General features: G+C 63.1%; 26 protein-coding genes. 19 read left to right on the top strand and 7 right to left on the bottom strand.

The features are described from left to right. From ACQ4WY_RS07625 to ACQ4WY_RS07600, 6 genes are all read left to right on the top strand, one after another. Nucleotides 1-1,041 carry a ligase-associated DNA damage response exonuclease gene (locus tag ACQ4WY_RS07625; RefSeq protein WP_436503485.1) on the top strand — a complete coding sequence of 347 codons (1,041 nt, stop codon included), beginning with the start codon at nt 1-3 and terminating at the stop codon, nt 1,039-1,041. Further along, nucleotides 1,034-2,677: an ATP-dependent DNA ligase gene (locus ACQ4WY_RS07620; protein ID WP_436503484.1), complete on the top strand. Its 1,644-nt coding sequence runs from the start codon at nt 1,034-1,036 to the stop codon at nt 2,675-2,677. The genes ACQ4WY_RS07625 and ACQ4WY_RS07620 overlap by 8 nt, the downstream gene beginning before the upstream one ends. 10 nt (nt 2,678-2,687) lie before the next feature. Beyond that, nucleotides 2,688-5,153: a ligase-associated DNA damage response DEXH box helicase gene (locus ACQ4WY_RS07615; protein ID WP_436503483.1), complete on the top strand. Its 2,466-nt coding sequence runs from the start codon at nt 2,688-2,690 to the stop codon at nt 5,151-5,153. After that, complete coding sequence (pdeM, locus tag ACQ4WY_RS07610; RefSeq protein WP_436503482.1) at nt 5,150-5,824, top strand: ligase-associated DNA damage response endonuclease PdeM; 675 nt, start codon at nt 5,150-5,152, stop codon at nt 5,822-5,824. The genes ACQ4WY_RS07615 and pdeM overlap by 4 nt, the downstream gene beginning before the upstream one ends. A gap of 193 nt (nt 5,825-6,017) precedes the next feature. Continuing rightward, nucleotides 6,018-6,389, top strand: coding sequence for a KGG domain-containing protein (locus ACQ4WY_RS07605; RefSeq protein WP_436503481.1), 372 nt, complete (start codon nt 6,018-6,020; stop codon nt 6,387-6,389). 191 nt (nt 6,390-6,580) lie between these two features. Beyond that, nucleotides 6,581-6,844: a hypothetical protein gene (locus ACQ4WY_RS07600; protein ID WP_436503480.1), complete on the top strand. Its 264-nt coding sequence runs from the start codon at nt 6,581-6,583 to the stop codon at nt 6,842-6,844. Nucleotides 6,845-6,977: 133 nt separating this feature from the next. On the opposite strand, the gene ACQ4WY_RS07595 is transcribed toward ACQ4WY_RS07600, so the two are convergent. Continuing rightward, nucleotides 6,978-7,475 carry a pyridoxamine 5'-phosphate oxidase family protein gene (locus ACQ4WY_RS07595; RefSeq protein ID WP_436503478.1) on the bottom strand — a complete coding sequence of 166 codons (498 nt, stop codon included), beginning with the start codon at nt 7,473-7,475 and terminating at the stop codon, nt 6,978-6,980. Nucleotides 7,476-7,735: 260 nt separating this feature from the next. On the opposite strand from ACQ4WY_RS07595, the gene ACQ4WY_RS07590 reads away from it, so the two are divergent. The 6 genes from ACQ4WY_RS07590 to ACQ4WY_RS07565 all read left to right on the top strand — a co-directional run bounded on the left by ACQ4WY_RS07590 (nt 7,736) and on the right by ACQ4WY_RS07565 (nt 12,823). Then, entirely contained in the window at nt 7,736-8,389 is a 654-nt protein-coding gene (locus ACQ4WY_RS07590) for a PepSY-associated TM helix domain-containing protein (RefSeq protein WP_353660516.1), read from the top strand. Nucleotides 8,390-8,422: 33 nt separating this feature from the next. Continuing rightward, nucleotides 8,423-8,938: a DUF2271 domain-containing protein gene (locus tag ACQ4WY_RS07585; protein ID WP_099403641.1), complete on the top strand. Its 516-nt coding sequence runs from the start codon at nt 8,423-8,425 to the stop codon at nt 8,936-8,938. A gap of 12 nt (nt 8,939-8,950) precedes the next feature. Further along, nucleotides 8,951-9,775, top strand: a complete 825-nt coding sequence (locus tag ACQ4WY_RS07580; protein ID WP_353660517.1) for a DUF4198 domain-containing protein — start codon at nt 8,951-8,953, stop codon at nt 9,773-9,775. Between the two features lie 26 nt (nt 9,776-9,801). Continuing rightward, nucleotides 9,802-10,830, top strand: coding sequence for an FAD:protein FMN transferase (locus ACQ4WY_RS07575; RefSeq protein WP_436503476.1), 1,029 nt, complete (start codon nt 9,802-9,804; stop codon nt 10,828-10,830). Nucleotides 10,831-10,842: 12 nt separating this feature from the next. After that, nucleotides 10,843-12,204 (top strand): sulfite reductase subunit alpha, encoded by a 1,362-nt coding sequence (locus ACQ4WY_RS07570; RefSeq protein ID WP_436503474.1) that lies wholly within the window; start codon nt 10,843-10,845, stop codon nt 12,202-12,204. Nucleotides 12,205-12,271: 67 nt separating this feature from the next. Beyond that, nucleotides 12,272-12,823, top strand: a complete 552-nt coding sequence (locus ACQ4WY_RS07565; protein ID WP_436503473.1) for a glutathione peroxidase — start codon at nt 12,272-12,274, stop codon at nt 12,821-12,823. Nucleotides 12,824-12,843: 20 nt separating this feature from the next. Here the strand turns inward: ACQ4WY_RS07565 and ACQ4WY_RS07560 are convergent, their stop codons facing one another. The 6 genes from ACQ4WY_RS07560 to ACQ4WY_RS07535 all read right to left on the bottom strand — a co-directional run bounded on the left by ACQ4WY_RS07560 (nt 12,844) and on the right by ACQ4WY_RS07535 (nt 17,377). Further along, entirely contained in the window at nt 12,844-14,070 is a 1,227-nt protein-coding gene (locus ACQ4WY_RS07560) for a DUF2325 domain-containing protein (RefSeq protein ID WP_436503471.1), read from the bottom strand. 38 nt (nt 14,071-14,108) lie between these two features. Continuing rightward, nucleotides 14,109-14,435 carry a hypothetical protein gene (locus ACQ4WY_RS07555; RefSeq protein WP_436503469.1) on the bottom strand — a complete coding sequence of 109 codons (327 nt, stop codon included), beginning with the start codon at nt 14,433-14,435 and terminating at the stop codon, nt 14,109-14,111. A gap of 85 nt (nt 14,436-14,520) precedes the next feature. Further along, nucleotides 14,521-14,718: a hemin uptake protein HemP gene (gene hemP / locus ACQ4WY_RS07550; RefSeq protein ID WP_133989939.1), complete on the bottom strand. Its 198-nt coding sequence runs from the start codon at nt 14,716-14,718 to the stop codon at nt 14,521-14,523. Nucleotides 14,719-14,968: 250 nt separating this feature from the next. Next, nucleotides 14,969-15,775, bottom strand: a complete 807-nt coding sequence (locus ACQ4WY_RS07545) for a Crp/Fnr family transcriptional regulator (protein WP_353660970.1) — start codon at nt 15,773-15,775, stop codon at nt 14,969-14,971. A 337-nt stretch (nt 15,776-16,112) separates the two neighbouring features. Further along, a complete protein-coding gene (locus tag ACQ4WY_RS07540; RefSeq protein ID WP_034783426.1) occupies nt 16,113-16,757 on the bottom strand; it encodes a response regulator in 645 nt (214 codons plus the stop codon). A gap of 152 nt (nt 16,758-16,909) precedes the next feature. Further along, complete coding sequence (locus ACQ4WY_RS07535) at nt 16,910-17,377, bottom strand: universal stress protein (protein WP_353660523.1); 468 nt, start codon at nt 17,375-17,377, stop codon at nt 16,910-16,912. Between the two features lie 469 nt (nt 17,378-17,846). On the opposite strand from ACQ4WY_RS07535, the gene ACQ4WY_RS07530 reads away from it, so the two are divergent. The 7 genes from ACQ4WY_RS07530 to asd all read left to right on the top strand — a co-directional run bounded on the left by ACQ4WY_RS07530 (nt 17,847) and on the right by asd (nt 25,412). Beyond that, a complete protein-coding gene (locus ACQ4WY_RS07530; RefSeq protein WP_436503468.1) occupies nt 17,847-18,695 on the top strand; it encodes a protein phosphatase CheZ in 849 nt (282 codons plus the stop codon). After that, a complete protein-coding gene (locus ACQ4WY_RS07525; protein WP_353660525.1) occupies nt 18,695-20,584 on the top strand; it encodes a chemotaxis protein CheA in 1,890 nt (629 codons plus the stop codon). The genes ACQ4WY_RS07530 and ACQ4WY_RS07525 overlap by 1 nt, the downstream gene beginning before the upstream one ends. Nucleotides 20,585-20,863: 279 nt before the next feature. Next, complete coding sequence (gene leuC / locus ACQ4WY_RS07520; RefSeq protein ID WP_353660526.1) at nt 20,864-22,267, top strand: 3-isopropylmalate dehydratase large subunit; 1,404 nt, start codon at nt 20,864-20,866, stop codon at nt 22,265-22,267. Nucleotides 22,268-22,335: 68 nt separating this feature from the next. Then, complete coding sequence (locus tag ACQ4WY_RS07515) at nt 22,336-22,458, top strand: entericidin A/B family lipoprotein (protein WP_010400408.1); 123 nt, start codon at nt 22,336-22,338, stop codon at nt 22,456-22,458. A 51-nt stretch (nt 22,459-22,509) separates the two neighbouring features. Further along, a complete protein-coding gene (gene leuD / locus ACQ4WY_RS07510; RefSeq protein ID WP_436503465.1) occupies nt 22,510-23,157 on the top strand; it encodes a 3-isopropylmalate dehydratase small subunit in 648 nt (215 codons plus the stop codon). Nucleotides 23,158-23,168: 11 nt separating this feature from the next. Next, a complete protein-coding gene (gene leuB / locus ACQ4WY_RS07505; RefSeq protein ID WP_353660528.1) occupies nt 23,169-24,239 on the top strand; it encodes a 3-isopropylmalate dehydrogenase in 1,071 nt (356 codons plus the stop codon). Between the two features lie 45 nt (nt 24,240-24,284). Beyond that, a complete protein-coding gene (asd, locus tag ACQ4WY_RS07500; RefSeq protein WP_436478547.1) occupies nt 24,285-25,412 on the top strand; it encodes an aspartate-semialdehyde dehydrogenase in 1,128 nt (375 codons plus the stop codon). Nucleotides 25,413-25,495: the final 83 nt, after the last annotated feature.

Raw genomic sequence — 25,495 nt, 5'->3', positions numbered from 1 at the left:
ATGGCAGACATGGTGGTGGTGCGCAAGGAAGGCTTGTATTGTGTGCCGGGTCAGTTCTACATCGACCCGTGGCGCCCCGTCGAGCGCGCCGTCATCACGCATGCGCACGCCGACCATGCGAGAGTCGGGCACCGGCATTACCTGTGCGCCGCGCCCGGCGAGCAGGTGTTGCGCGCGCGCCTGGGCGCCGTTTCCATCCAGGGCCTCGCGTATGGCGACACCATCGAACACCACGGCGTGCAAGTCTCGCTGCATCCGGCCGGCCACGTGCTGGGCTCGGCCCAGGTGCGCATGCGGCACGGCGGCGAAGTGTGGGTGGCGTCGGGCGACTACAAGCTGCAGCCCGACCCCACTTGTGTACCGTTCGAGCCCGTGCGCTGCGACACCTTCATCACGGAATCGACTTTCGGCCTGCCCATCTACCGCTGGCAGGCGCCGCAGGAAATATATGATGACATCAACCAGTGGTGGCGCAGGAATGCGGCCGAAGGGCGCACCAGCGTGCTGTTCTGCTATGCCTTCGGCAAGGCGCAGCGCATCCTGGCCGGCCTCGATGCCACCACCGGCCCCATCATCTGCCATGGCGCGGCGCAAGCCTTGACGCAGGTCTACCGCGAGTCCGGCGTGGCCTTGCCCGCCACCGTGATGGTGGGCGATGTGACGGACAAGGCGGCCCTGAAGACGGCGATGGTGATCGCGCCGCCGTCGGCGGCCGGTTCGCCGTGGATGAAGCGCTTCGGCGACTACAGCGATGCGTTTGCCAGCGGCTGGATGCTGCTGCGCGGCGCGCGCCGGCGGCGTGGCGTGGACCGGGGCTTTGTCTTGTCCGACCATGCCGACTGGCCCGGCCTGATACAAGCCATCCAGGCCACGCAGGCCGAACGCATCATCGTCACGCATGGCTCGATTCCCGTGATGGTGCGCTGGCTGCAGCAAAACGGCTGGCAGGCGGGCGGCTTCGAGACGGAGTATGGCGATGACGAGGCCGATGACAGTGCGCCTGGTGCTTCCACGGCAGCGGAGGACGTCACCCATGCGTGACTTTGCCCGGCTCTACGCGGAACTCGACGAGACTACTTCTACCAGCCGCAAGCTGGCGGCGCTGCAAGCCTATTTTCGCGGCGCCTCTCCCGAGAACGCTGCCTGGGCCGTGTATTTCCTGGCCGGCGGCAAGCCGCGCCAGGCCGTGCCCACCAAATTGCTGCGCGAGTATGCAACCGAAAGGGTGGGCCTCGATGCCTGGCTGTTCGACGAGGCGTATCACGCCGTGGGCGACCTGGCCGAAACCGTCGCCCTGATACTGCCCGCGCCCACCAGGCGCAGCGACATCGGCCTGGCCGAGTGGGTCGAGCGGCGCATCGCGCCCTTGCGTGGCGCGGCGCCCGACACCATCCGCGCCGATTTGCTGGCTTACTGGGACGAGCTGGAAACGCGCGAACGCTTCCTGCTGATCAAATTGATCGGCGGCGGCTTTCGCGTGGGCGTGTCGAAGCTGCTGGTGACGCGCGCGCTGGCATCCATCGCCGCCGTCGACAGCAAGCTGATCGCCCAGCGCCTGATGGGCTGGACCGATGGCAAGGTCAGTCCCACGGGCGCGGGGTTTCTCAAACTGATCGCCGCGCAGGCGGAGGGCGAACATGCGCTGCGCGGCGGCCAGCCTTACCCCTTCTTCCTGGCGCACCCCTTGCAGGCGGACCCGGCGACACTGGGCGACATCGGCGAGTGGTTGGTCGAATGGAAATACGACGGCATGCGTGCCCAGTTGCTGCGCCGCGAGGGCGTGAACTGGCTGTGGTCGCGCGGCGAGGAATTGATCACGGAGCGGTTTCCCGAACTGGCGCAGCTGGCCTTGCCCGAAGGCACGGTGCTCGATGGCGAAATTCTCATCTGGCAGCCGGGAGACGTGCCGGCGCCATTTGCCGATTTACAACAACGCATGGGCCGCAAGACCGTGTCGCCCAAGCTGCTGGCCGAATTGCCGGCCGTGCTGGTGGCCTACGATGTGCTGGAAATGGATGGCGTGGATGTGCGCCAGCTGCCTCAAGTCGAGCGTCGCGCGCTGCTGGAAACCGTGGTGGCCGGCGTGAACGCTCCCGCGCTGCGTCTGTCGCCGCGCATCGAGGCGGCAAGCTGGGACGCGCTGGCGGCCATCCGCAGTGAATCGCGGGCGCGCGGCGTGGAAGGCTTGATGCTCAAGGCCGTGTCGGCCGCGTATGGCGTGGGCCGCACGAAAGACGTGGGCACCTGGTGGAAATGGAAGATCGACCCGTATGCCATCGACGCCGTGCTGATCTATGCCCAGGCGGGCCACGGCCGGCGCGCGTCGCTGTACACGGACTACACGTTCGCCGTATGGGACAGTGAAACGGATGGCGACGCGGATGGCGAACGCAAGCTGGTGCCGTTCGCCAAGGCGTATTCGGGCCTCACGGATGCGGAAATTGGCCAGGTCGATGCCGTCATCCGCAAGACGACGATAGAAAAATTCGGCCCCGTGCGCAGCGTGCAGCCGACGATGGTGTTCGAGATCGGCTTCGAAGGCATTGCCGCATCCAGCCGCCACAAGGCGGGCATCGCCGTGCGCTTTCCCCGCATCCTGCGCCGGCGTGAAGACAAGGCCATCGCCGACGCGGATACCCTGGCCACCTTGAAGGCCATGCTGGCGACCATCGCATGAAGGACGCCCCATGAGCAAGAGCGCGCTGGCGCAGCGCATCGACGCCTGGTTTGCCGCGCGCGGCTGGATAGTGTTTCCATTCCAGCGCGCCGTCTGGCGGGCTGCCGCGCAGGGGCAGTCCGGCCTGCTGCATGCGAGTACGGGATCCGGCAAGACATATGCCGTCTGGTTCGGCGCCTTGCTGCGCGCCGAGCGGCTGGCGCGCAAGGGACGCAAGCAGGGTTTGCGCGTGCTGTGGATCACGCCCATGCGGGCGCTGGCGGCCGACACCGTGCGCGCCCTGCAAGCTTCGGGCGCGGAGCTCGCTCCCGGCTGGCGCATCGAGGCGCGCACGGGCGATACCAGCGCCGCGCAGCGGGCACGGCAGGCAAAGGCCTGGCCCGAGGTGCTCGTCACGACGCCGGAAAGCCTGTCCCTGATGCTGAGCCAGGTGGATGCCCAGGAACGTTTCAGCCTGCTGGAAACCGTGATCGTCGATGAGTGGCATGAATTGATGGGCAGCAAGCGCGGCGTGCAGGTGCAACTCGCGCTGGCCCGCTTGCGCCGCTGGAATGGCGCATTGATGACGTGGGGCTTGTCGGCCACCCTGGGCAATTTGCAGCAGGCGCAGGACGTCTTGCTGGGCGAGGAAAACGCCGGCGTGCTGGTGGAAGGCAAGGTCAAGAAGCGCATCCTCGTCGACAGTCTGATCCCCGTCAACCCCACGCGCTTTCCCTGGGGCGGGCATTTGGGTATCCAGATGCTGCAGCCCTTGATCGCCGAGATCGAGGGCAGCGCCACCACCCTGGTGTTTACGAATACGCGTTCGCAGGCCGAGCTGTGGTACCAGCACCTGCTCGATGCGCGCCCCGACTGGGCGGGCCTGATTGCCCTGCACCACGGTTCGCTGGACCGCGAAGTGCGCGAGTGGGTCGAGCAGCACCTGAAAACGGGCGAACTGAAAGCCGTCGTGTGCACGTCCAGCCTGGACCTGGGCGTCGATTTCCTGCCCGTCGAACGCGTGCTGCAGGTGGGCAGCGCGAAAGGCATCGCGCGCCTGGTGCAGCGGGCCGGGCGCAGCGGCCACGCGCCGGGGCGTATTTCGCGCGTCACCCTGGTGCCCACCAACAGCCTGGAATTGCTGGAAGCGGCGGCTGCCCGTGCGGCCTTGGCGCAGGGCCACCTGGAAGCGCGCCCCGTGCCGGACAAGCCGCTCGACGTGCTGGTGCAGCACCTGGTGACGATCGCCCTGGGCGGCGGCTTCGAGTCGCCGGCGCTGTATGCGGAAGTGCGTGCCGCCTGGTCGTATCGCCACCTGACCATGGACGAGTGGCAATGGGCGCTCGATTTCGTCGCGCGCGGCGGGCAAAGCCTGACCGTGTATCCGGAATACCGGCGCGTGCTGCCCGATGAGGAGGGCGTGTACCGCGTGCCGGACGTGGCCCTGGCGCGGCGCCACCGCATGAGCATAGGCACCATCGTGTCGGAGGCGGCGATCCAGGTCAAGTTCCTCGGTGGCGCCCGCATCGGCAGCATCGAGGAATCGTTCATCGCGCGCCTGAAGCAGGGCGACCATTTTTTGTTTGGGGGGCGCATCCTGGAATTCGTGCGCGTGCATGAAATGACGGCCTACGTGCGGCGCGCCACGGGCAGCCGCGGCGCCGTGCCGCGCTGGCAGGGCGGCAAGATGCCGCTGTCGTCGGAACTGGCGCACGCTGTGCTGGACCAGTTGCAGCTGGCGCAAGAGGGGCGTGCCAGCGGACCGGAAATGCGCGCGTTGGCGCCGCTGCTGTCCATCCAGCAGACTTGGTCCAGCCTGCCCACGCGCGCCAGCCTCTTGCTCGAAACCTTGTCCAGCCGCGAAGGTCATCACCTGTTCGTGTATCCGTTCGCCGGTCGCTCGGTGCACCTGGGCCTGGCGTCCCTGCTGGCGTACCGCATCGCGCGCGTGCAGCCGGCCACCTTGTCGATCGCTGTCAACGACTATGGCTTTGAATTGCTGGGCGCGGACGATATTGATTTTGCGCCGCTGTTGACGGCCGCCAGCGGCGCCGATATTCCCCTGTTCAGCACGGACAACTTGCTCGCAGACGTGCTGGCCAGCCTGAATGCGACGGAATTGTCGCAGCGGCGCTTCCGCGAAATTGCCCGCGTCGCCGGCCTTGTGTTCCAGGGCTATCCGGGCCAGCCGAAAAGCGCGCGCCAGTTGCAGGCCTCGTCCTCGCTCTTCTTTGAAGTGTTCCGCAAGCACGATGCGGCCAATTTGCTGCTCACGCAGGCGCAGCGCGAAGTGCTGGAACAGGAACTGGAATTGACGCGCTTGCGCGCCACCTTGCGCGAGCTGCATGGACGGCGGATTTCCCTGCAACCGTTGGAGCGCGCCTCGCCCTTTGCCTTCGGCCTGATGGTCGAGCGCTTCCGCGAACAGCTGACGACGGAAAAGCTGTCGGACCGGGTGGCACGGCTGGTCAGCGCGCTGGAAAAGGCGGCCGCATGAGCGGGCAGCGGCAAACGCACTGCGTGGTGGAACTGGCCGGTGAAGCAGTCTGGCTGCTGGCGCACAAGGCCATATATTGGCCGGCGCGCAAGATGCTGATCATCGCCGACATCCATTTCGGCAAGGCGGCCGCCTTTCGTGCGCTGGGCGTGCCCGTGCCGCGCGGCACCACCACGCAAAACCTGCTGGCGCTTGACGCCTTGCTGGCCACGTATGCCTGCGAGGAAATCGTCTTTCTCGGCGACTTTCTGCACGCGCGCGCCGCGCATGCTGCCGCCACCGTGGCCGCCATGCTGGCCTGGCGCGCGCGCCATCGGGACGTGCGCCTGACGGTGGTGCGCGGCAACCACGATGCGCATGCGGGCGATCCGGCCGCCGCGCTGGGCATCAGCATGGTGAATGAGCCGCACCAAGTGGGCAAGCTGTCGTTCTGCCATCACCCGGACACCGTCGCGCCCGGCTATGTGCTGGCCGGACACGTGCATCCCGTGTTTCACTTGCGCGCCGAGCGGGGCGGCTTGCGCCTGCCGTGTTTCCTGCTGGGCCAGCAGCGCGCCATCCTGCCCTCGTTTGGCGCCTTTACGGGGGGGCATGCGGTGCGGCCAGCCGCTGGCGAGCGCGTGTACGTGACGACCGACGCGGCGATTTTTCCGCTACCCGCTAACTGCTGAGTGTTTGGTACTTTTGGTGGAAAACTGAAAGTAACTACGCTACCGTGGGCGGGACTCATCCTACATGCGCTCTTGCCATCCTCCTATTTCTTGTGCCCCATGTGCGCACTAAGATGAGGGTTCCCTTGCCGTGCGAGGGGGAAGAATTGCATGGTTTGCACTGTTTCTGATTCCATTGATCAAGGAGATCATCATGGCCACATCGAGCGACAATAAACAGCAAGGTAGTAAAACCAGTAGCAGCAGCAGCGGCAACAAGCAAAGCGATACCAGCAAACGTGGCTTTGCTTCCATGGATCCTGCCCAGCAGCGCGAAATCGCCAGTGAAGGCGGACGTGCCGCGCATGAAAAAGGCACGGCTCATGAATTCACGTCGGAAGAGGCACGCCGCGCAGGCAGCCAAAGCCACAAGAACGATGCCAACCGGCAAAGCGCCGGCAGCTCCGGTGGTTCGCGCGACAATGCCAGCATGAAGCCGGATGGCAACCGCGGCAGTGGCAACAAGCAAAGCGGCGGTTCGGGTTCCAGCTCAGGTTCCAGCTCGGGTTCGCGCAACAAGCAATAGTAAGCAGTCGCACTGATCATGACCAGCGGCAGGCAGGCACGCCGCTGGTCATGACCGCACCTTTCCCGTAGCCGCAAAATTTTGATGCAATGCAGCAGGCATGGACTATGATGAATGAGCTGCGCTGGCAATGTGCAATCACCTGGCAATCACCTCGCAGTCAACTCGCATAGATGATCAGGGAGAAGATAATGGGCAACTCGAATACGCCGCAACCGGGCAATTGCCAGGGCGACACGCCATCCACGGCGGGCAGCAAGCAAAGCACGGCCGACTTGGCTGAGAGTTTTGTGCTGGTCGATAGCGAGCAAGGTCTCGATATCGGCGACGATCTGTTTTCCATCGGCGAAGTACGGCGTGCCGACCGCTTGCCACATCACCAGTCCGGCTCGGCAGGGCAGAGCCGGCAGAGCGCCGACGATGCGCCAGACACCACGGGCAGTACGGGCGTCTGAGCTTCCCTTCCTGACTGTTTGGTAATCCCTGCAGGGCCAGCTGCCAGACGTGTTCGCGCACGCCGGCTGGCCATTCCCCCACGCGGAGGACTAAGGCCGCTGCTTGCTGGCGCCTGCAATATTGGCGACTTGGCTACAGGTCGATTCGTCCGTGTTCGCCCAGGTCCTTCGGCGTCTCCCCCGTGATGGCGGCCTTGGCCATTTCATAGAATTGCATCATCTTGCTGGCGCTGCTGTCCCAGTATTCGGCCGACTGGATCGTCACCTTGATCAGCGACAGCTTTGGATCGTCGAGCCCGCCCGGGAACCAGGCTTTCATCAGCGGATTCCACAGTTCTTCCGTCTTGGCGCGGTCCTTCAGCAGCTGCGCATGGCCGCAGACGGACACATACAGGCTGTCGCCCGTGTCGACAAAGCTGACGTTGACTTGCGGATTGTTCAGCAAATCGCGCGTGTAGGCGGCCTCGTCCGAGACAAAGAACCAGATATGCCCTTCGCTATCGACCTGCTGCTGCGTCAGTGGCCGGCTGGTGAGGGTGCGCATGTCGTCGCTAGTGGTCAGCATGCCGAATTTGACGTCCTTGATCCTGGCCGCGATGCTGGCTAGTTGTTCGCTGGAATACGCTTGCATGGGTGCTCCCTTGATGGTTGTCCTGAACAACAGCATAGGCGGGTGCGGCACGCGGCTCTGTACGGCAGCTTACGTAGTGGGGGTGCTTTGTTTCAAAGCTGTTACAAAACGCTGGCCCGGCGGGGCGCCCATGTATTGACTTAATAAATGATAATCATTATCATTTGTTGGATTGATGGGTATGAACTTTGATTGAAGGATGGGAATGAAGCACACTGACTTGTCGCGCCACCTGGCTCGCTCCTTGCCGGGAGCGAACTATGGGTAATGCGGGCGCTGCAGACAAGGCCAAGAACAACGCCAGCCGCGCCGTCTGGTTGAAGAATTTGCACCAATGGCACTGGATCAGCTCGGCGCTTTGCCTGCTGGGCATGTTTCTGTTCGCCATCACCGGCATCACCCTGAACCACGCTGGCCAGATCGAAGCCAAGCCGTCGATCACGCGCCAGAAGGCGGAATTGCCGGCGCCCCTCGTTACGGAACTGGCCGCCTATGCCGCCAAGCATGATGGCGCCAACGCGCCCATGCCGGCCGCCGCCGAGACCTGGCTCAAGCAGCAATGGTCGCTCAACGCGGGCGGGCGTCCCGCCGAATGGTCGATTGACGAAGTGTATCTGCCGCTGCCCAAGGCGGGCGGCGACGCCTGGGTGCGCATCGGCCTGGAAGACGGGGCCGCCGAATATGAATTGACGGACCGGGGCTGGGTGTCCTGGCTCAACGACGTGCACAAGGGCCGCAACACGGGCGTGGCCTGGAGCTGGTTCATCGACATTTTTGCTGGCGCCTGCATCGTGTTTTGCCTGACGGGTTTATTGATTTTGAAGTTCCACGCGGCCAACCGGCCATTTACCTGGCCGATGGTTGGCCTCGGTATCTTGATACCCTGCGCGATCGCCTTGCTGTTTATTCACTGATCGTTTTTACTTTTTCCTTTTTACAGGCACACCATGAAATTACGCTACTCCCTGGCGCTTGGCCTTCCCCTGATCGGCACTTCGGCAATGGCGGCCGACCTGGCCCTCAAGCTTGAAATCCCGCAACTGAACGTGGCGGAATATCACCGTCCCTACGTGGCGGCGTGGCTGGAAACGGCCGATCAAAAGGTCGTCGGCAACTTGACGGTGCTGTATGACGTGAAAAAGAAGGACAAGGCGGGAGAAAAATGGCTGAAGGACATGCGCCAATGGTGGCGCAAGAGTGGCCGCGACCTGGCTATGCCCGTTGACGGCGTCAGCGGCGCCACGCGTGCGCCGGGCGAACATACCCTGACTTTCCCCGGCGCCAAGGCCTTGCTCGACAAGCTGCCGGCCGGCGAATATCAGGTGGTGGTGGAAGCGGCGCGCGAAGCGGGCGGACGCGAACTGGTGCGCGTGCCGTTCCAGTGGCCGTTGAAATCGGCCCAGTCCGTTCCTGCCAAGGGCAAGGAAGAACTCGGCAATGTCGTCGTCCAACTCAAACCTTAAGGCGCCTCTACCATGTTGAAGCAACTCAATAAACCGCTGATCGCCCTGGCCCTGGCTGGCCTGGCCATGAACGCCCACGCCCACCGCGGCTGGATGGTGCCTTCGAGCACGATGGTGGAAAGCAAGGATGCCTGGGTGACGGTGGATGCGGCCGTCTCCGATGGCCTGTTTGAAATCGACCACCAGCCGCTGCGCCTGGACGCGCTGCAAGTGATCGGCCCGGATGGCGCGAAAGTGACGCCGGCGAACACCGTCACGGGCCGCTTGCGCAGCGTCTTCGATGTGAAAATGGAAAAACCGGGCACGTATAAAGCGGCCATCGTGTCGCAAAACGTGATGGGCAGCTACACAGTGAACGGTGAGCAGAAGCGTTTCCGCGGCAACGAGGAAACCTTCAAGAAAGACGTGCCGGCCGACGCGAAAGACTTGAAAATCACGCGCACGGCAGCACGCTTGGAAACTTTCTTCAGCAATGGCGAAACCAGCACGGAAGTGTTCAAGCCGACAGGCGTGGGCCTGGAATTCGTTCCAGTGACGCATCCGAACGACTTGCGCGCGGGCGAGAAAGCCACGTGGCGCTTCCTGGTTGACGGCAAGCCGGCAGCGAACCAGGCCTTCAGCCTGGTGCCTGGTGGCGTGCGCTACCGTGGCGTGCTCGGTGAAATCCGCCAGAGCACCGATGCCAAGGGCGAGATCACGTTTACGGTGCCGGCGGCCGGCATGTATTACCTGAGCAGCACCTGGCCGGCGGCCGCACCGGCCATGGCCGGCCAGCCGCCAGCCATGCCCGAGCGCCGCATGACGTACGCGGCCACCGTGGAAGTGCTGCCGCAGTAAGCGGCGGCATCGTTACGGGAGCATCGATGCGCCGGGTCCTGCTGCCGCAGCATATGTCCGATCAGGTCGCGCCGCCCGGCGCCGCGATCCGGGACTTGCGCGGCCTGACGATGGGCACCAGCTGGTCGGTGCGTCTGCTGGAGTCCGCCATGCCGGGACGCGCGGGCAGCGCCGACTTGCAGCAGGGCTTGCAGCAGCAGCTGGACCTGGTCGTGGCGCAAATGAGCCATTGGAGCGAGGAGTCCGACCTGGGCCGCTTCAACCGGGCCGAGCCCGGCAGCTGGCACAGCCTGCCTGCCGCGTTTTGCGAGGTGCTGGGCTTTGCCATGCACGTGTCGCAAGCGTCCGGCGGCGCGTACGACCCGTGCGCCGGCGCCCTCGTCAATCTGTGGGGCTTCGGCCCCCGCAACCGCTACGATGAGCCGGGCTTCCTGCCGCCGAAAGACGATACCGTGGCGCTGCTGCTGGCGCAGCGCCAGCGCCGCCGCCTGGAACTGGACTTGCCGGCCCGCCGCGCGCGCCAGCCGGGCGGCTTGCAACTCGACTTGTCCGCCGTGGCCAAGGGCTATGGCGTGGACCGCCTGGCCCGCTACCTGGACAGCCAGGGCATCCATCATTACCTGGTGGAAGTGGGCGGCGAGCTGCGCGGCGCCGGCAGCAAGCCCGACGGCCAGCCGTGGTGGGTGATGCTGGAACAGGTCGATGGCGCAGATGCCACACAGCATCCGGCAGAAATGTTGCTGGCGCTGCATGGCTTGTCCGTGGCGACTTCGGGCGACTACCGCCGTTTCTTCGAGGACGGCACAGTTCGTTTCTCACACACCATTGATACGCGCAGCGGCATGCCGATCGCCAATCAACTCGCTTCCGTCACTGTCGTGCACGCCGAATGCATGGCGGCCGACGCCTGGTCGACGGCCCTTACGGTGCTGGGCCCAGAAGCCGGCATGGCGCTGGCCGAAGAGCAGGGTCTGGCCGCACGCTTCCTGCAGCGCGACGGCCATGGCTACCATGAAACGCTGAGCAGCCACATGCTGGCCATGCTCGACGAATGAACGATTAATTCCATGATTTTTACGCACGATACGACACGGCTGGCCTTGCTGGCCGCCCTGTCCCTCAGTTACGCGGGCGTGTGTCTGGCGCCCTGGCTGCGCGCGCGCGCCAAGCGCCGCGCGTCCGCCGCCAAGGCAGCGCTGGCCGATAGTCCCGCCTGGCTGGTGGCGTATGCGAGCCAGACGGGCAATGCCGAGGAACTGGCCACGCAAACGGCACACAGCCTGCAACTGGCCGGCATTCCCGTGCGCCTGTGCGCGCTGGCCGAAGTCACGGCCATTGATCTGCAACAAGCCGAACGGGCCCTGTTTGTGGTCAGCACGTATGGCGAAGGCGATGCGCCCGACAATGCGGCCGCCTTCATGGGCAGGCTGATGACGGGCGAGCTGGTGCTGCCGCAATTGCATTACGCCGTGCTGGCCCTCGGCGACCGCAGCTATGGCCAGTTTTGCGGCTTTGGCCGTGCGCTGGACGCCTGGCTGGCCACGCAGGGCGCATCGCGCCTGTTTGAACGCATCGAAGTCGACCGCAGTGCCAGCGCCGCCATCGAACAATGGTTCCAGCACCTGAGCCACCTGGCCGGCACCAGCGACGCGCCCGACTGGAGCGCCCCCGCCTTTGGCGACTGGCACCTGACGCAAAGGCAGCTGCTCAACCCGGGCAGCGCCGGCGGCGCCATCTATCACGTGGAACTGGCGCCCGTGGCGGGCAGCTTGCCCGACTGGCAGTCGGGCGACCTGGTGCAAGTGACCGCCCCCGCCGATCCATCGCAACCGCGCGAATATTCAATCGCCTCGATTCCGCATGATGGCGGCGTGCACTTGCTGGTGCGCCAGCATGCGCATCCCGACGGCAGCCTGGGCCTGGCCTCGGGCTGGCTGACGGCGCAGGCGGCCGTGGGCGACGTGGTGCAGCTGCGCTTGCGCCAGCACCGGCGTTTCCGCCTGGAAGACAATGCCCAACGGCCTTTGATTTTGATCGGCAACGGCAGCGGCATTGCCGGTTTGCGCGGCCACCTGAAGAGCCGCGTACTGGCAGGGCAGCGGCGCAACTGGCTGATCTTTGGCGAGCGCAACCTGGCCCACGATTTCCATTATCGCGAAGAAATTGAACGGTGGCACGCCAGCGGCGACTTGCCGCGCCTGGACCTGGCGTTTTCGCGCGACCAGGCGGAGCGGATGTACGTGCAGGACCGCCTGCGCGGCAATGCCGACGAAGTCAAGCTGTGGCTGCAGCAGGGCGCGGCCATCTATGTTTGCGGCAGCCTGGCCGGCATGGCGGGTGGCGTCGATCAGGCCCTGCAAGAAATGCTGGGCCGCCCCGCGCTCGACGCACTGGCGGCCGAAGGGCGCTACCGGCGCGACGTCTATTGAGTTTCTGACGCCGCCAGCGCGTTCGCGCGCGCAGCTATCATGATTGTTTGATCCGAGGAGACACATCATGAGCGACAGCATTTACGACATTCCCTTGCGCCGCATCAATGGCGAGCCCGCCAGTCTGGACGCGTATCGCGGCAAGGTGGTGCTGGTGGTCAATGTGGCCTCCGCGTGCGGCTTGACGCCGCAGTACGAAGGACTGGAAAAACTCTACGCCGACAAGCACGCCGAGGGCCTGGTGGTGGCCGGTTTCCCTGCGAATGAATTCGGTGCGCAGGAGCCGGGCAGCAATGCCGAAATCGCCGACTTTTGCCGTGGCACGTTCGGCGTGCAATTTCCCCTGTTTGAAAAAATCGTCGTCAAGGGCCCGGGCCAGCATCCGCTGTACCGGCGCCTGGTGCAAGAGCAGCCGCGGGCGCAGGAAAAGCCGGGCAGCGATTTCCGCGCCAAGCTGGCCGGCTACGGCATCACGCAGGAGCAGCCCAGCGACGTGCTGTGGAATTTCGAAAAGTTTTTGATCAGCAAGGAGGGCAAGGTGGTGGGACGTTTTGCGCCTGATACCACGGTTGACGATGCGATCTTGCGCGAGGCCATCGTGCGCGAGTTGGCGGCGTAAGTACGCCGACCTGTGCCGTATTACTCTGCCGTGTTCAGCACGGCAGGTTCCATCTCCCCGCTCACTTCCTGCAAGCCGCGCGCCAGGCTGGAGATGCTCGGGTTGTCGATGAAGACGCAGCGTTTGCCCGTGCGCTTGCAATAATCCTTGACGCGCCAGTAGGCGCTGTGGCTGATGCAGCCCGTCTGGCAAATCACCAGGTCGGCCGCCGCCAGGCTCGAGTCGAGCAGGTTGGCATTGTCTTCCAGGCCGCCGTCGTGGTGGGCGAACTGCGCGCCGACCCGCTCGATCAGGGCGCGGTAGGTGGCGACATTGCCGCTGCGTCCGCCCACGCACAGGACGCTTTGATCGACGAGGCGGATCGGCATTTTCAGCTTGCCGCCGGTCGGCACTTCCAGCTTCGGTGCCGGTGGCGGCACGGCCGCGGTCGGACGTGGCTGGGCTTGCTTCAATTCCGCGATTTGCTGGCGCAATTCCTTTTCGCGCTCATCCATTTGCGCCAGGCGCTCGACCAGGCGCGTGCGCGATTCCAGCGCCGGGATGGCTGCCTGCAGCTGCGCCAGCTCCGCGCGCAAGCCGTCGATGACGCTATCCTTGCCGATGGCCTCGGCCCGCGTGCGCAGCAGCACGGCTTCCTGGCGTTCCAGCTCGCCCGTTTTTTCCATCAGTGCGGCCTGGCTGCGCTGTTGCAGCTTGGCCAGTTCGTGTGCCAGGCGCGCATTTTCTTCCTGCAAGGCCGTGAACTTGCCCATGTCGGCGCGCACGCAGGCGCCGGCCTGGTGCTGGATCATGTGCAAGTCGCGGCACATCTGCTCTTCCAGTTCGGCGTCGCAGCGCGGGTGCGTCAGGCCGGCCCAGAAAGCGCCCGACACGTCGCCGTTGGCGACGGCCGTGCGCCACAGTTGCGCTACCTGTTCCGTGGTCTTGGCGCCGCGAAAGCGCAGGATCACGGGGGCGTAGCGGCGTTCGAGTTCCTTTTGCAGCGCTTCGGACAGGCGGTTGCGCGCGCCGCATTCCGTCACGGCGCCCACGTGCACTTCATAGTCGTCGGCCAGCACGCGCCCGCCCGTCATCTTGCCTACCAGCTTGCGCAGGTATCCCAATGGCAAACCCACGCCGACCAGCGGGCAATGGCAGGTATGCGACAGTTCCCACAGCCGGCGGCGGCGCGAAGCGAGCGCGGCCGTTTCGGCCCCGTCGCTGGAACAATTGCTGATGACGGGCAGGGACTGGTCTTTGTCACACATGGCGATATCCTGTTGGGCGGTGGGGTGTTGAAGAGAAATTATTGCGGCAGGGGCGAGGCAGGGCGCTTGGCGCTCAACATGCGTGCCAGGCGCTCAAACAAGGTGGTCCTGGGCGGTGCGGGCCGGTGCAGCGCCACCAGGGCGGCCCATTGCTGCGACAGTTGCTGGCAGGTCGCTTGCAGCACGGGGCCCAGACCGGGCGAACTGGACAGCACTTGCAGATGGCGTTCGATGACGCCCGCCAGTTTCTCGCAGGGACTGCCCGCATGGTAGTGCGACATCAGGTGCAGCACGGCCGACAGCAGCAGTTCAGGCTGTTGGCCTTGCGGGGACGGAAACATCGGGGAAGGTCGGTCGTTCGCCATCAAACACTCCTGTGCGGTGGTTTGGCTGGCTGCGCGCACGGAGCGCGACTGGCTGGCGAGTGTGGTGACTGGCTGCCGTGCTGCTTCAGGCAGTCAGGATCAGCTTGTTCAATTGGGTGACGCGCAGGCGATAGATCTTGCCGCTGTGCTCAATCTCCACTTCGCGGCCCTGCTGCAGCAGCGCTTCGCTGGTGATGCGGCGTGCCGGCTGGGTCATGCTGACGGGAGGACGGACGTGGGCGCTGGCGGCATCCTGGATCAAGGCTGGTTTTGAGCTTTGCATGTTGGGCTTTCTTTGTCTCAGTTGAGAATGATTCGTATTTGCATTATTGTTGAATGTGGCCCGAAAAGCAAGGCTTATTTGTGCGGAATCTGCGCTTTTTTACGCTGGGATGGCAGCGGGGAAGATCGTGCTGCGCAAAGTCGACCGCTGGCGCGGCGCGCAAGGGAGCGGTAGCAAAAAAGACCCGGCAAGGCGGTGCGCGCCTTGGCCGGGTCAAGCCTGTGCCAAGCTTGAAGAAATCGGGATAGCGCTAGATGGTGGCCAGCAATTGCGCCGAGGCGGTGGTGGCCGCAGTGGTATCGGCCTTGAGTTTGGCGGCGGCCAGCTGCTTGGCGCGCGAGCGCGACGGCGGCAGGCGGCGCAGGGTTTTCAGGGCGTCCGGATCCTTGATGCCGATGGTGCGCTGGTCGACCGTGATCAGGCCGATTTCATTGAAGGCGGACAAGGTGCGGCTCACCGTTTCCAGGGTCAGGCCCAGGTAGCTGCCGATTTCATGGCGCGTCATGCGCAGGTTGAACAGCTTGCTCGAGTAGCCCATCTGCGCGAAGCGGTCGGCCAGCGAGACGAGGAAACGCGCCACGCGGGCTTCGGCGCTGAGGGCGCCCAGCATGCCGATCATGGCTTGCTCGCGCACCAGTTCGCGGCTCATCACGCCATACATGACGTTTTCCAGTTCCAGGTGGACTCTGCCCAGCGCCGTGAGTTTCTTGAACGGCAACAGGATCAGATCGCAGTCGGACAGGGCCACCGCTTCCGAGGAATAGTGGCGCGAGTGGATGCCGTCGACGCCCAGCATGTCGCCCTTCATGGGAAAGCTGAGCACCTGTTCATTGCCGAATTCATCGATGAGCACGGTTTTCAGGAAGCCCGAATTGACGATGTACAAGGTGTCGAACGGCTGGCCGATGGTGTGCACGCGCTGGCCCGTCTTGAATTGCACGTGCTGGAACAGCAGCTCGTCGGCGGCGATGGTGCAGGCGCTGGAGATATGCAACAGGTCGCACACCTCCTTCAGGTTCGACCAGAGCCGACCTTGGCGCTGACGCCCCGCTTCCATCGGAGAGGAGGGGGCCAGCGATGGAGAGGCGGCGCGGGTTTCAGGCGTTTGCGTGGACAGCATGTTCATCTCCTGGTGACAGGTAGTTCAGAGTTGACTGACGGGGTGCGCAGGACGGCGGGCAGGGAAGGGGCGGCGCGCGTCCAGGCAGGTAATGCTCAATTCGCTGACGACTTGCTGTGTGATGAAATAACTTCCCAGCAACTTGATGACTGGTTTCAGTATGCCAACAACCGTATGCAATTAATATCAGCAGTGGCTGAATATGGCAGTAGGAGCTGTGGTAGGTGAAGTAGGATTGTTCCTACTGCTGACGCGCGGGCGCGCGTCGCCGGACTCAGGTCTTGAACGGGGATAGCAGGCGGTGCGCCACCGCATACTGGACCATTTCCGACAGCGAACTCATGCCCATCTTTTGCATGATGCGCGTCTTGTGCGTACTCACGGTTTTCACGCTCAGGTGCAGATTGTTGGCAATTTCCGTGATCGACTTGCCTGCCACCAGCAGGGAAAAGACTTCGAATTCGCGGTCCGACAGCTGTTTGTGCAGCAAGCTTTCATTTGGCATCATGATGTTGAGCACGAGTTGCTCTGCCACCTCTGCGCTGATGTAGGGACGTCCCGACGCCACCTTGTGGATGGCGCCCACGAGCTGGGTGCCCGCGCTTTCCTTGGTCAGATAGCCTTGCGCGCCGGCGCGGATGGCGCGCACCGCATATTGCTCTTCCTCGTGCATGGTGAGGATCAGGATGGACAGCTTGGGCGCCTCGCTGCGAATTTGCCGGATCAGGTCGACGCCGCTGCGGCCCGGCATTGACAGGTCGAGCAGCAGCAGGTCGAAGCCGCCCTGGCGCACGTGGTTGAGTACTTCAAAGCCATCGATGGCTTCACCCACGATGTCGATATCCGGCGCGCCGTCAAGGATGCGCTTCAATCCTTCGCGCATGATGGTGTGGTCGTCGGCAATCACAATACGTATCATAGGCGGCAATCTGGAGGCGTGTAATCTGCGGTGTCCGTCACCGGACAATCAATGTTAAAAAACGAGAAACGTTGTCATTTTAACTGAAGCTGCCGCATTGTGCCTTTTTCTTGATGTGCCGGCAATGGCCGCCCTCGTGGCCATGTGACCCCTTATTTCGAAGGAGGTTCCTTGATCAGCCTATGCACGAGGACGGGCAATTTGGAGTGCGACAGCACCTTGTTGGTCACGCTGCCCAGCAGTAACTGACCCCAGCCGCTGCGGCCATGCGAGCCCATGAAAATCAGGTCGCATTGCTGCAATTGCGCCACTTCCACGATTTTCAGGGCAGGACTGTCGGAAAACGCTGTCAGGCCCGTCGCTTGCAGGCCCCGCTTGGCAGCCGCGTCGAGGATGGGCTGCCAGTGGTCGGCGCCTGCCTTGCGCATGGCGATGCGGTATTCCTCTTCGCTGGGATAGCTTGGTGGAATGATTTCGATGTACACCGGGTACTGGTACTCGGGCGCCACGTACACGGCAAGGATGTCGGCGTGCATCTGTTCGGCAAAGGCAACGCCAGCACAGGCCGTCAAGTTGGAGACGGTGGAGCCGTCCGTGGCGATCAGAATTTTCTTATACATGGCAGGTCCTTTGGCAGTGACTCAGCGCGCGCAACGCCTCTTATTGTAGACGTGGCGGCAGCATAGTATTCATGTAAAGACTTGATAATTATCAATACTATTGCACCTTCAGTATAGACAACATTGGCAGAAAGATCGTGTTTTACTTGCAACGATGTCTGTGCGGCGCTATTGCACAGGTGCCCGCGAGCAGGATTTCTCTTGCGCGCCGCGTGGTCTTGCACGCACGCCAATGGTAGTATTTCAAAATACAACAGCAGGAACACTTATTTCCTGGTGGAAAAGCTCTTGTGGACCAGCTTTGCACCAGGAAGCGCGTTTTGAGATTTACCAACAGGGCGGCGCCCTGCTACACTCGCACCATCGCAGCGGTATTGCCTCAAATCATCTTAATCGAGAAATTGTGGGTATCAGTCTGTAAAACGCACAGTTCAGGCGGAATTTTGACAAATTATGGAGAAGCAGGGATATGACCAACGCCGCTGATGATTTCGATGCATTATTCGATGAAGTATCCGCGCAAAGCGCGGCCGCAGCCACGCCGGCGCCTGCCGCCGCGCCCGCTCCCGCCGTGATTGCGGACGACGATTTTGACGCGCTGTTTGACTCCGTGTCGGCCAGCGCCGCCGTGCCGGCAGCTGCCGCGCCAGCCGCACCGGAAGCGGTGCCCGTCGCCAGCGCCGACGCGCCTGGTGAAGCAGCCGACCCTGTCGATCAGTCCGACAAGCCGATGTTCGAGCGCCTGGGCGGCATCGTGCGGCTGCTGCACGATTCGCTGCGGGAACTGGGCTACGACAAGGCCTTGACGGAAGCGTCGTCGCAGATCGTCGACGCCCAGGATCGCCTGGAATATGTCGCCACCCTGACGGAACAGGCCGCCAACAAGGTCTTGAACACGCTCGACGAAGGCATGCCGGCACAAGATGTGCTGTCGAAGAAAGCCAAGGACATGGACGGCCGCTGGACGGCCCTGTTCGATGGCAAGCTGAGCCTGGAGGAATTCAAGGCCCTGGCCGGTGATACGCGCCAGTTCGCGCAAGCCGTTGCCGAAGCGACGGAAGCGGAAAAAGCGCGCTTGCTGGAAATCATGATGGCGCAGGACTTCCAGGACATCACGGGCCAGCTGATCAAAAAAGTGGTCAATATCACCAAGACGGTGGAGCACGAGCTTGCCCAGCTGCTGCGCGACAACGCGCCGGCCGAAGTGCGCGAAAAACTGGCGCAAAAGCCGGTGCCGCTGATGCAGGGCCCGTCCGTGCCGTCGGTGGCGCTGGACCAGGATAATGTAGACGACCTTCTTGCGGATTTGGGATTCTAATGGACGATATGCTCAAGGATTTCGTCGTTGAGGCGATGGATCTTGCGGTTAATGTTGAAGAGCACTTATTGCGCCTCGAGCGTGATCCTGACAACAAGGAAACACTGAATGCCGTGTTTCGTTCTTTCCACACCATCAAGGGTGGCGCTGGCTTCATGGGCTTGCCCGCACTGGTGGCGGCCTGCCATCTGACGGAAAATCTGTTCGACGCCTTGCGTACGGGCGCCGCGCCCGTGACGCCGATCGCCATCGAGGCGGCGTTGCAAGCGTCCGGTTTCGTGGCTGACCAGCTGACGGAGCTGGCGAATGGCGCCGCGCCGGAAAGCTTGCCGGCCATGCCGGAAGAGCTGGAACACATCCTGACGAACGCTATCGAAGGCAAGGGCATGGACGCACACGCGCCGGCCGCAGCCGTGGTGGCGGAAGTGGCCGCGCCCGTTGCCCAGGTCGCTGAAGTTGCCGTGGCCGCGCCCGCCGCTGCCGCTGCCGTTTCCACCGCCAGCGCCGATGGCCTGGACTGGGAAAGCATGTATAACGTCGTCGTGCCCGAGGCTAGCCGGGTCGCTGCCGCGCCGGTGTCCGCCGTCGCCGCTGCCCCTGCCGTCGTGGCCGCCACGCCTGCCGCTGCCGCCAAGCCGGCCGGCAAGGCCTGGGATGGCGCGGAACGCCGCGAAGAGCGTCCGGAAGTGCGCCATGCCGCGCCCGTCAAGGAAGACAGCATCCGCGTCGACGCCGTCAAGCTCGACGCGCTGCTGGAAGTGGCCGGCGAGTCCGTGCAGGCCGCCAACCAGGCTGCCGTGCTGCTCGAGCGCTTGCTGCAATTCAAATTTGAAGGCCAGGCCGCCACCTTGATGGCGACTCTGGCGGAAACCCTGGAACGCGCCTCGCGCTACTCGACGGAACTGCAGCGGGCCACCCTGGCCACGCGCATGCAGCCCGTCGGCCGCCTGTTCCAGAAATTCCCGCGCCTGGTGCGCGAACTGGCCAAGGATTTGGGCAAGGATGTCGAGCTGACCATCGAAGGCGCTGAGACGGAAGTCGACCGCGTCGTGGTCGACAGCCTGTACGATCCGCTCGTGCACATGCTGCGCAACTCGCTCGACCATGGCGTCGAATCGCCGGAAGCGCGCCTGGCTGCAGGCAAGCCCGCCAAATCGTATATTTCGCTGAAGGCATGGCAGGAAGCCAACAGCGTCATGATCGTGCTGCAGGATGATGGCAAGGGCATGGACCCGGTTTTCCTGCGCAGCAAGGCCCAGCAAAAGGGCTTGATCAGCGAAAACGCGCAATTGAGCAACGACGAATGCTTCCAGCTGGTGTTCCTGCCGGGCTTCTCGACCAAGGAAGTTGCGTCCAGCGTCTCCGGGCGCGGCGTGGGCATGGACGTGGTGAAAACGGCTGTGGAGAAGAACCGCGGCGCCATCCACATCGAATCGACGCTGGGCAAGGGCACCAAGTTTGCCATCCGCCTGCCGATCGAGCTGTCGATTGTGCCGACCATGCTGGTGTCGACGTCGGGCGCCGCGCTGGCCCTGCCGATGGCGGTGGTGCAGCGCGTCGTCGAATTGCCGGAAACCTTCATGGAAGTGGGCGGTGCGCCCGTGCTGAAAGACCAGGGTCGTCCATTGCCTGTGCGCTCGCTGGCCGGCGCCCTGGGCTACGAATCGTGCAGCGAGCGCGTCGGTATTGTGGTCGCTGCGCCACAGCCGTACATTCTTGCCGTGGAAGCCGTCGATGGCACGGCCGACCTGGTGATCAAGCCGATGACGGCCATCACCGTGGAAGGCATTACCGGTACAGCCCGCTCGGCTGAAGGCGAGCTGGTGCTAGTCGTGGGCCTATCTTTCCTGATGGATGGTTGCAGGGGAAGTGTGCGCATGGCTGCCTAGAAACACAGGCCAGTTCACATCAAGCCCGCTGCAGACCTCTGCAGCGGGCTTTTTTTTCGGCTTTTTTCGATTTTTATTCGCCCCGCCGGCATTTTGGCGGATTTTCGTATCAGCAATTTTTTCGCCATATCCGCAAAGTGCGCCAAATTTTGTATCGCCTATCCCACGCTGGGGCGGCTTTTGGTTCTGCATTGCACAATATATGGCATAATCATTGCCGATCCCTTCGATCAGTACGACAGATCACTTACTACAGGCTGTGGCAACGCTGCATAAATCATGATGAAGACGCTTTACGACAAACTCTGGGAATCCCACGTTGTTCGGGCCGAAGATGATGGCACGACAATTTTGTACATCGACCGGCACCTGTTGCACGAAGTCACCAGCCCGCAAGCCTTCGATGGCCTCAGCGTGGCGGGCCGCCAGCCGTGGCGCATTTCTGCCAACCTGGCCGTGGCCGACCATAATGTACCAACCACCAGCCGGGTCGACGGCATTGCCGATCCCGTCTCGCGCCTGCAGGTGGAAACGCTGGACAAGAACGCCAAGCACTACGGCTTGACCTACTTCAACATGAACGACAAGCGCCAGGGTATCGTGCACGTGATCGGCCCCGAGCAGGGCGCGACCCTGCCCGGCATGACGGTCGTGTGCGGCGACTCGCACACGTCGACGCACGGCGCCTTCGGCGCGCTGGCGCACGGCATCGGCACGTCCGAAGTGGAACACGTGCTGGCCACGCAAACCTTGCTGCAAAAGAAATCCAAATCCATGCTGGTGCAAGTCGACGGCGCCTTGCCGGCCGGCGTGACGGCGAAAGATATCGTACTGGCCATCATCGGCAAGATCGGCACGGCTGGCGGCACGGGCTACTGTATCGAGTTCGGCGGCTCGGCCATCCGCGCGCTGTCGATGGAAGGACGCATGACGGTGTGCAATATGGCCATCGAGGCGGGTGCGCGCGCCGGCATCATCGGCGTGGATGACACCACCATCAATTACGTCAAGGGCCGTCCGTTTTCGCCGGCCGGTCCGCACTGGGAACGCGCCGTGGCCTACTGGCGCACCCTGCATTCGGACCCTGGCGCCCGCTTCGACCTCGTCGTCACTCTCAACGCCGCTGACATCGTGCCGCAAGTGACCTGGGGCACGTCGCCCGAGATGGTGATCGGCGTCGATGGCCGCGTGCCGGACCCCGACCAGGAAAAAGACAGCGTCAAGCGCGATGCGATGGAAAAGGCGCTCGTCTACATGGCCCTGAAACCGAACACCGCCATCGAAGACATCCGCATCGACAAGGTCTTCATCGGTTCCTGCACCAATTCGCGCATCGAGGATTTGCGCGCGGCCGCCGCCGTGGTGCGCGGCAAGTACCGCGCCTCGAACGTCACCCTGGCGCTGGTGGTGCCCGGTTCCGGCCTCGTCAAGGACCAGGCCGAACGCGAAGGGCTGGACCGCATCTTCAAGGATGCCGGTTTCGAATGGCGCGAGCCGGGCTGCTCCATGTGCCTGGCCATGAATGCGGACCGTCTGGAGCCGGGCGAACGCTGCGCCTCGACCTCGAATCGCAACTTCGAGGGCCGGCAAGGGCAGGGCGGACGTACCCACCTGGTGTCGCCCGCGATGGCGGCGGCGGCAGGTATCGCCGGCCACTTTGTCGACGTGCGGGGATTGCGATGACGGCAGGGACTGGCGCCGCTGGTTTACACTAGCGTTTTCGGTCCCTTACTTCCTATCAAGAAATCATCATGAAAAAACTCTTCGCCCTCCTCATCGCCACCGTCATCCTGTCTGGCTGCAACACCGTCTCCGGCATCGGCCGCGATGTGCAGAAAGTCGGCCAGGTCGTCACTGGCGCCGGCGGAAAATAAACCGTGACGTGACGGCGCCCTGCGCCGCGCGTCCTACCGAGTAGAAACAGCATGGATAAATTTACGATTTACGAAGGTCTGGTGGCCCCGCTGGACCGCGCCAACGTCGATACCGACGCGATTATCCCGAAGCAATTCCTGAAATCGATCCACCGCAGCGGTTTCGGCCCCAACCTGTTTGACGAATGGCGCTACCTCGACCATGGCGAACCGGGTCAGGACAACAGCCGCCGCCCGCTGAACCCCGATTTCGTGCTCAACGAGGCGCGCTACCAGGGCGCTTCGATCTTGCTGACGCGCAAGAACTTCGGCTGCGGTTCCTCGCGCGAACACGCGCCGTGGGCGCTGGACCAGTATGGCTTCCGCGCCATCATCGCGCCCTCGTTTGCCGACATTTTCTTCAATAACTGCTACAAGAACGGCTTGCTGCCCATCGTGCTGTCGGAAAGCCAGGTCGAGCACCTGTTCAATGAAGTCAAGGCTTTCCCCGGCTACAAGCTGGTAGTGGACCTGGAGCAGCAATGCGTGCGCACCAGCAATGGTTCCGTTTCGTACCCGTTCGAGATCGACGCATTCCGCAAATATTGCCTGATGAATGGCCTCGACGATATCGGCCTGACCCTGCGCCATGCGGACGACATCCGCGCCTTCGAAGAACGCCACCTGCATAGCCAACCTTGGCTCGCCAACGTCATCTAATCGATAAAAATATGAAAATTGCAATTTTACCCGGCGACGGCATCGGTCCTGAAATCGTCGCGCAAGCCGTCAAAGTCTTGAATGTGTTGGGCGAATCGTTCGAGCTGGAAACAGCACCCGTGGGCGGCGCCGGCTATGCGGCCCACGGCCATCCTTTGCCGGAAGGCACCCTGGCGCTGGCGAAAGCGGCCGATGCCGTGCTGTTCGGCGCCGTGGGCGACTACCAGTACGACAAGCTGGAGCGCCAGTTCCGCCCCGAGCAAGCGATCCTGGGTTTGCGCAAGAACCTGGGCCTGTTCGCCAACCTGCGTCCGGCCATTTTGTACCCGGAACTGGCGGGCGCTTCGACCCTGAAGCCGGAAGTGGTGTCCGGCCTGGATATCCTGATCATTCGCGAATTGACGGGCGATATTTATTTCGGCCAGCCCCGTGGCGTGCGCGAGTGCCCGGACGGTCCGTTCAAGGGCCAGCGCGAAGGTTTTGACACCATGCGCTATGCGGAAGGCGAAATCCGCCGCATCGCCCACGTGGCTTTCCAGGCCGCGCAAAAGCGCGACAAGCGGCTCACCAGCGTGGACAAGGCGAACGTGCTGGAAACGTTCCAGTTCTGGAAAGACATCGTCACCGACGTGCACAAGGAATACCCGGATGTGGCCCTCGATCATATGTATGTCGATAACGCGGCCATGCAACTGGTGCGGGCGCCGAAGAAATTCGACGTCATGGTAACGGGCAATATGTTCGGCGACATCTTGTCGGACGCGGCCGCCATGCTGACGGGCTCGATCGGCATGCTGCCATCGGCTTCGCTCGATGCCAACAACAAGGGCTTGTACGAGCCATCGCACGGCTCGGCGCCCGATATCGCGGGCAAGGGCATCGCCAATCCGCTGGCGACGATTTTGTCGGCCGCCATGATGCTGCGCTATTCGCTGAACCGCGAAGAGCAGGCAAACCGCATCGAGGCAGCCGTCAAGCGAGTGCTGGCGCAGGGCTTGCGCACGGCCGACATCCACGAAGCGGGCACGACTTTGGTCGGTACCGAGGCGATGGGCGATGCAGTTGTAAAAGCACTGGGATAAAATAGTCTAATGACGGCAGTCGCCGTCTCATCTTGAGGAATGGTAATGAAATTAGTTGGCTTGGTAGGTTGGCGCGGTATGGTCGGTTCGGTCCTGATGCAGCGCATGCAGGAAGAGGGCGATTTCGCCCATATCGAACCGGTGTTTTTCACCACCTCGAACACGGGCGGCGCTGCGCCGGCCATGGCGAAGAATGAAACCATCCTCAAGGATGCCAACAACATCGCCGAACTGTCCAAGTGCGACATCATCATTTCCTGCCAGGGCGGCGACTACACGAGCGCCGTCTTCCCTCAGCTGCGCGCTAGCGGCTGGAATGGCTACTGGATCGATGCTGCTTCGACCTTGCGCATGGAAAAAGACGCCGTCATCGTGCTCGACCCCGTCAACCTGCACGTCATCAAGGATGCGCTGGGCAAGGGCGTCAAGAACTACATCGGCGGCAATTGCACCGTCTCGTGCATGATGATGGGCCTGGGCGGCCTGTTCCAGCACGACCTGATCGACTGGATGACGTCGATGACGTACCAGGCGGCATCGGGCGGCGGCGCGCAGCACATGCGCGAACTGCTGACGCAATTTGGCACCATCAACGGCTCCGTCAAGGCGCTGCTGGATAATCCGGCTTCCGCCATCCTGGAAATCGACCGCCAGGTGCTGGCCACCCAGCACGGCTATTCCCCGGATGAAATCAAGCAATTCGGCGCGCCGCTGGCCGGCAACCTGATCCCGTGGATCGACAAGGATCTGGGCAATGGCCAGTCGAAGGAAGAGTGGAAGGCGGGCGCGGAAACCAACAAGATCCTCGGTCGCGGCATCGATTTCGGCACCAAGGAAATTCCTGTCGACGGTCTGTGCGTGCGCATCGGCGCCATGCGCTGCCATTCGCAAGCCCTGACCATCAAGCTGAAAAAAGACGTGCCGCTCGATGAAATCAACGACATCATCGCCAGCAATAATCAATGGGTGAAATTCGTGCCGAACACGCGCGAAGCGTCCGTGCGCGACTTGTCGCCGGCGGCGGTCACGGGCAGCCTGACGATTCCCGTCGGCCGCGTGCGCAAGATGAGCATGGGTGGCGAATACCTGTCCGCCTTCACCGTGGGCGACCAATTGCTGTGGGGCGCGGCCGAGCCACTGCGCCGCATGCTGCGCATTTTGCTCGACGCCTAATGGCAATAAATTGCTGATCTAAATCAAGCCGGGGCTGTATTCCCGGCTTTTTTTTCGCCCTGAGCCCGTCAAGGCTCAACCAT

It is taken from the genome of Janthinobacterium salmonicoloratum, assembly GCF_051380845.1.
In the GTDB taxonomy this organism is placed as follows: Bacteria; Pseudomonadota; Gammaproteobacteria; order Burkholderiales; family Burkholderiaceae_D; genus Janthinobacterium; species Janthinobacterium lividum_F.
The sequence above is the reverse complement of the archived record's forward strand: the minus strand, read 5'-3'. Positions and strand labels throughout refer to the sequence as shown.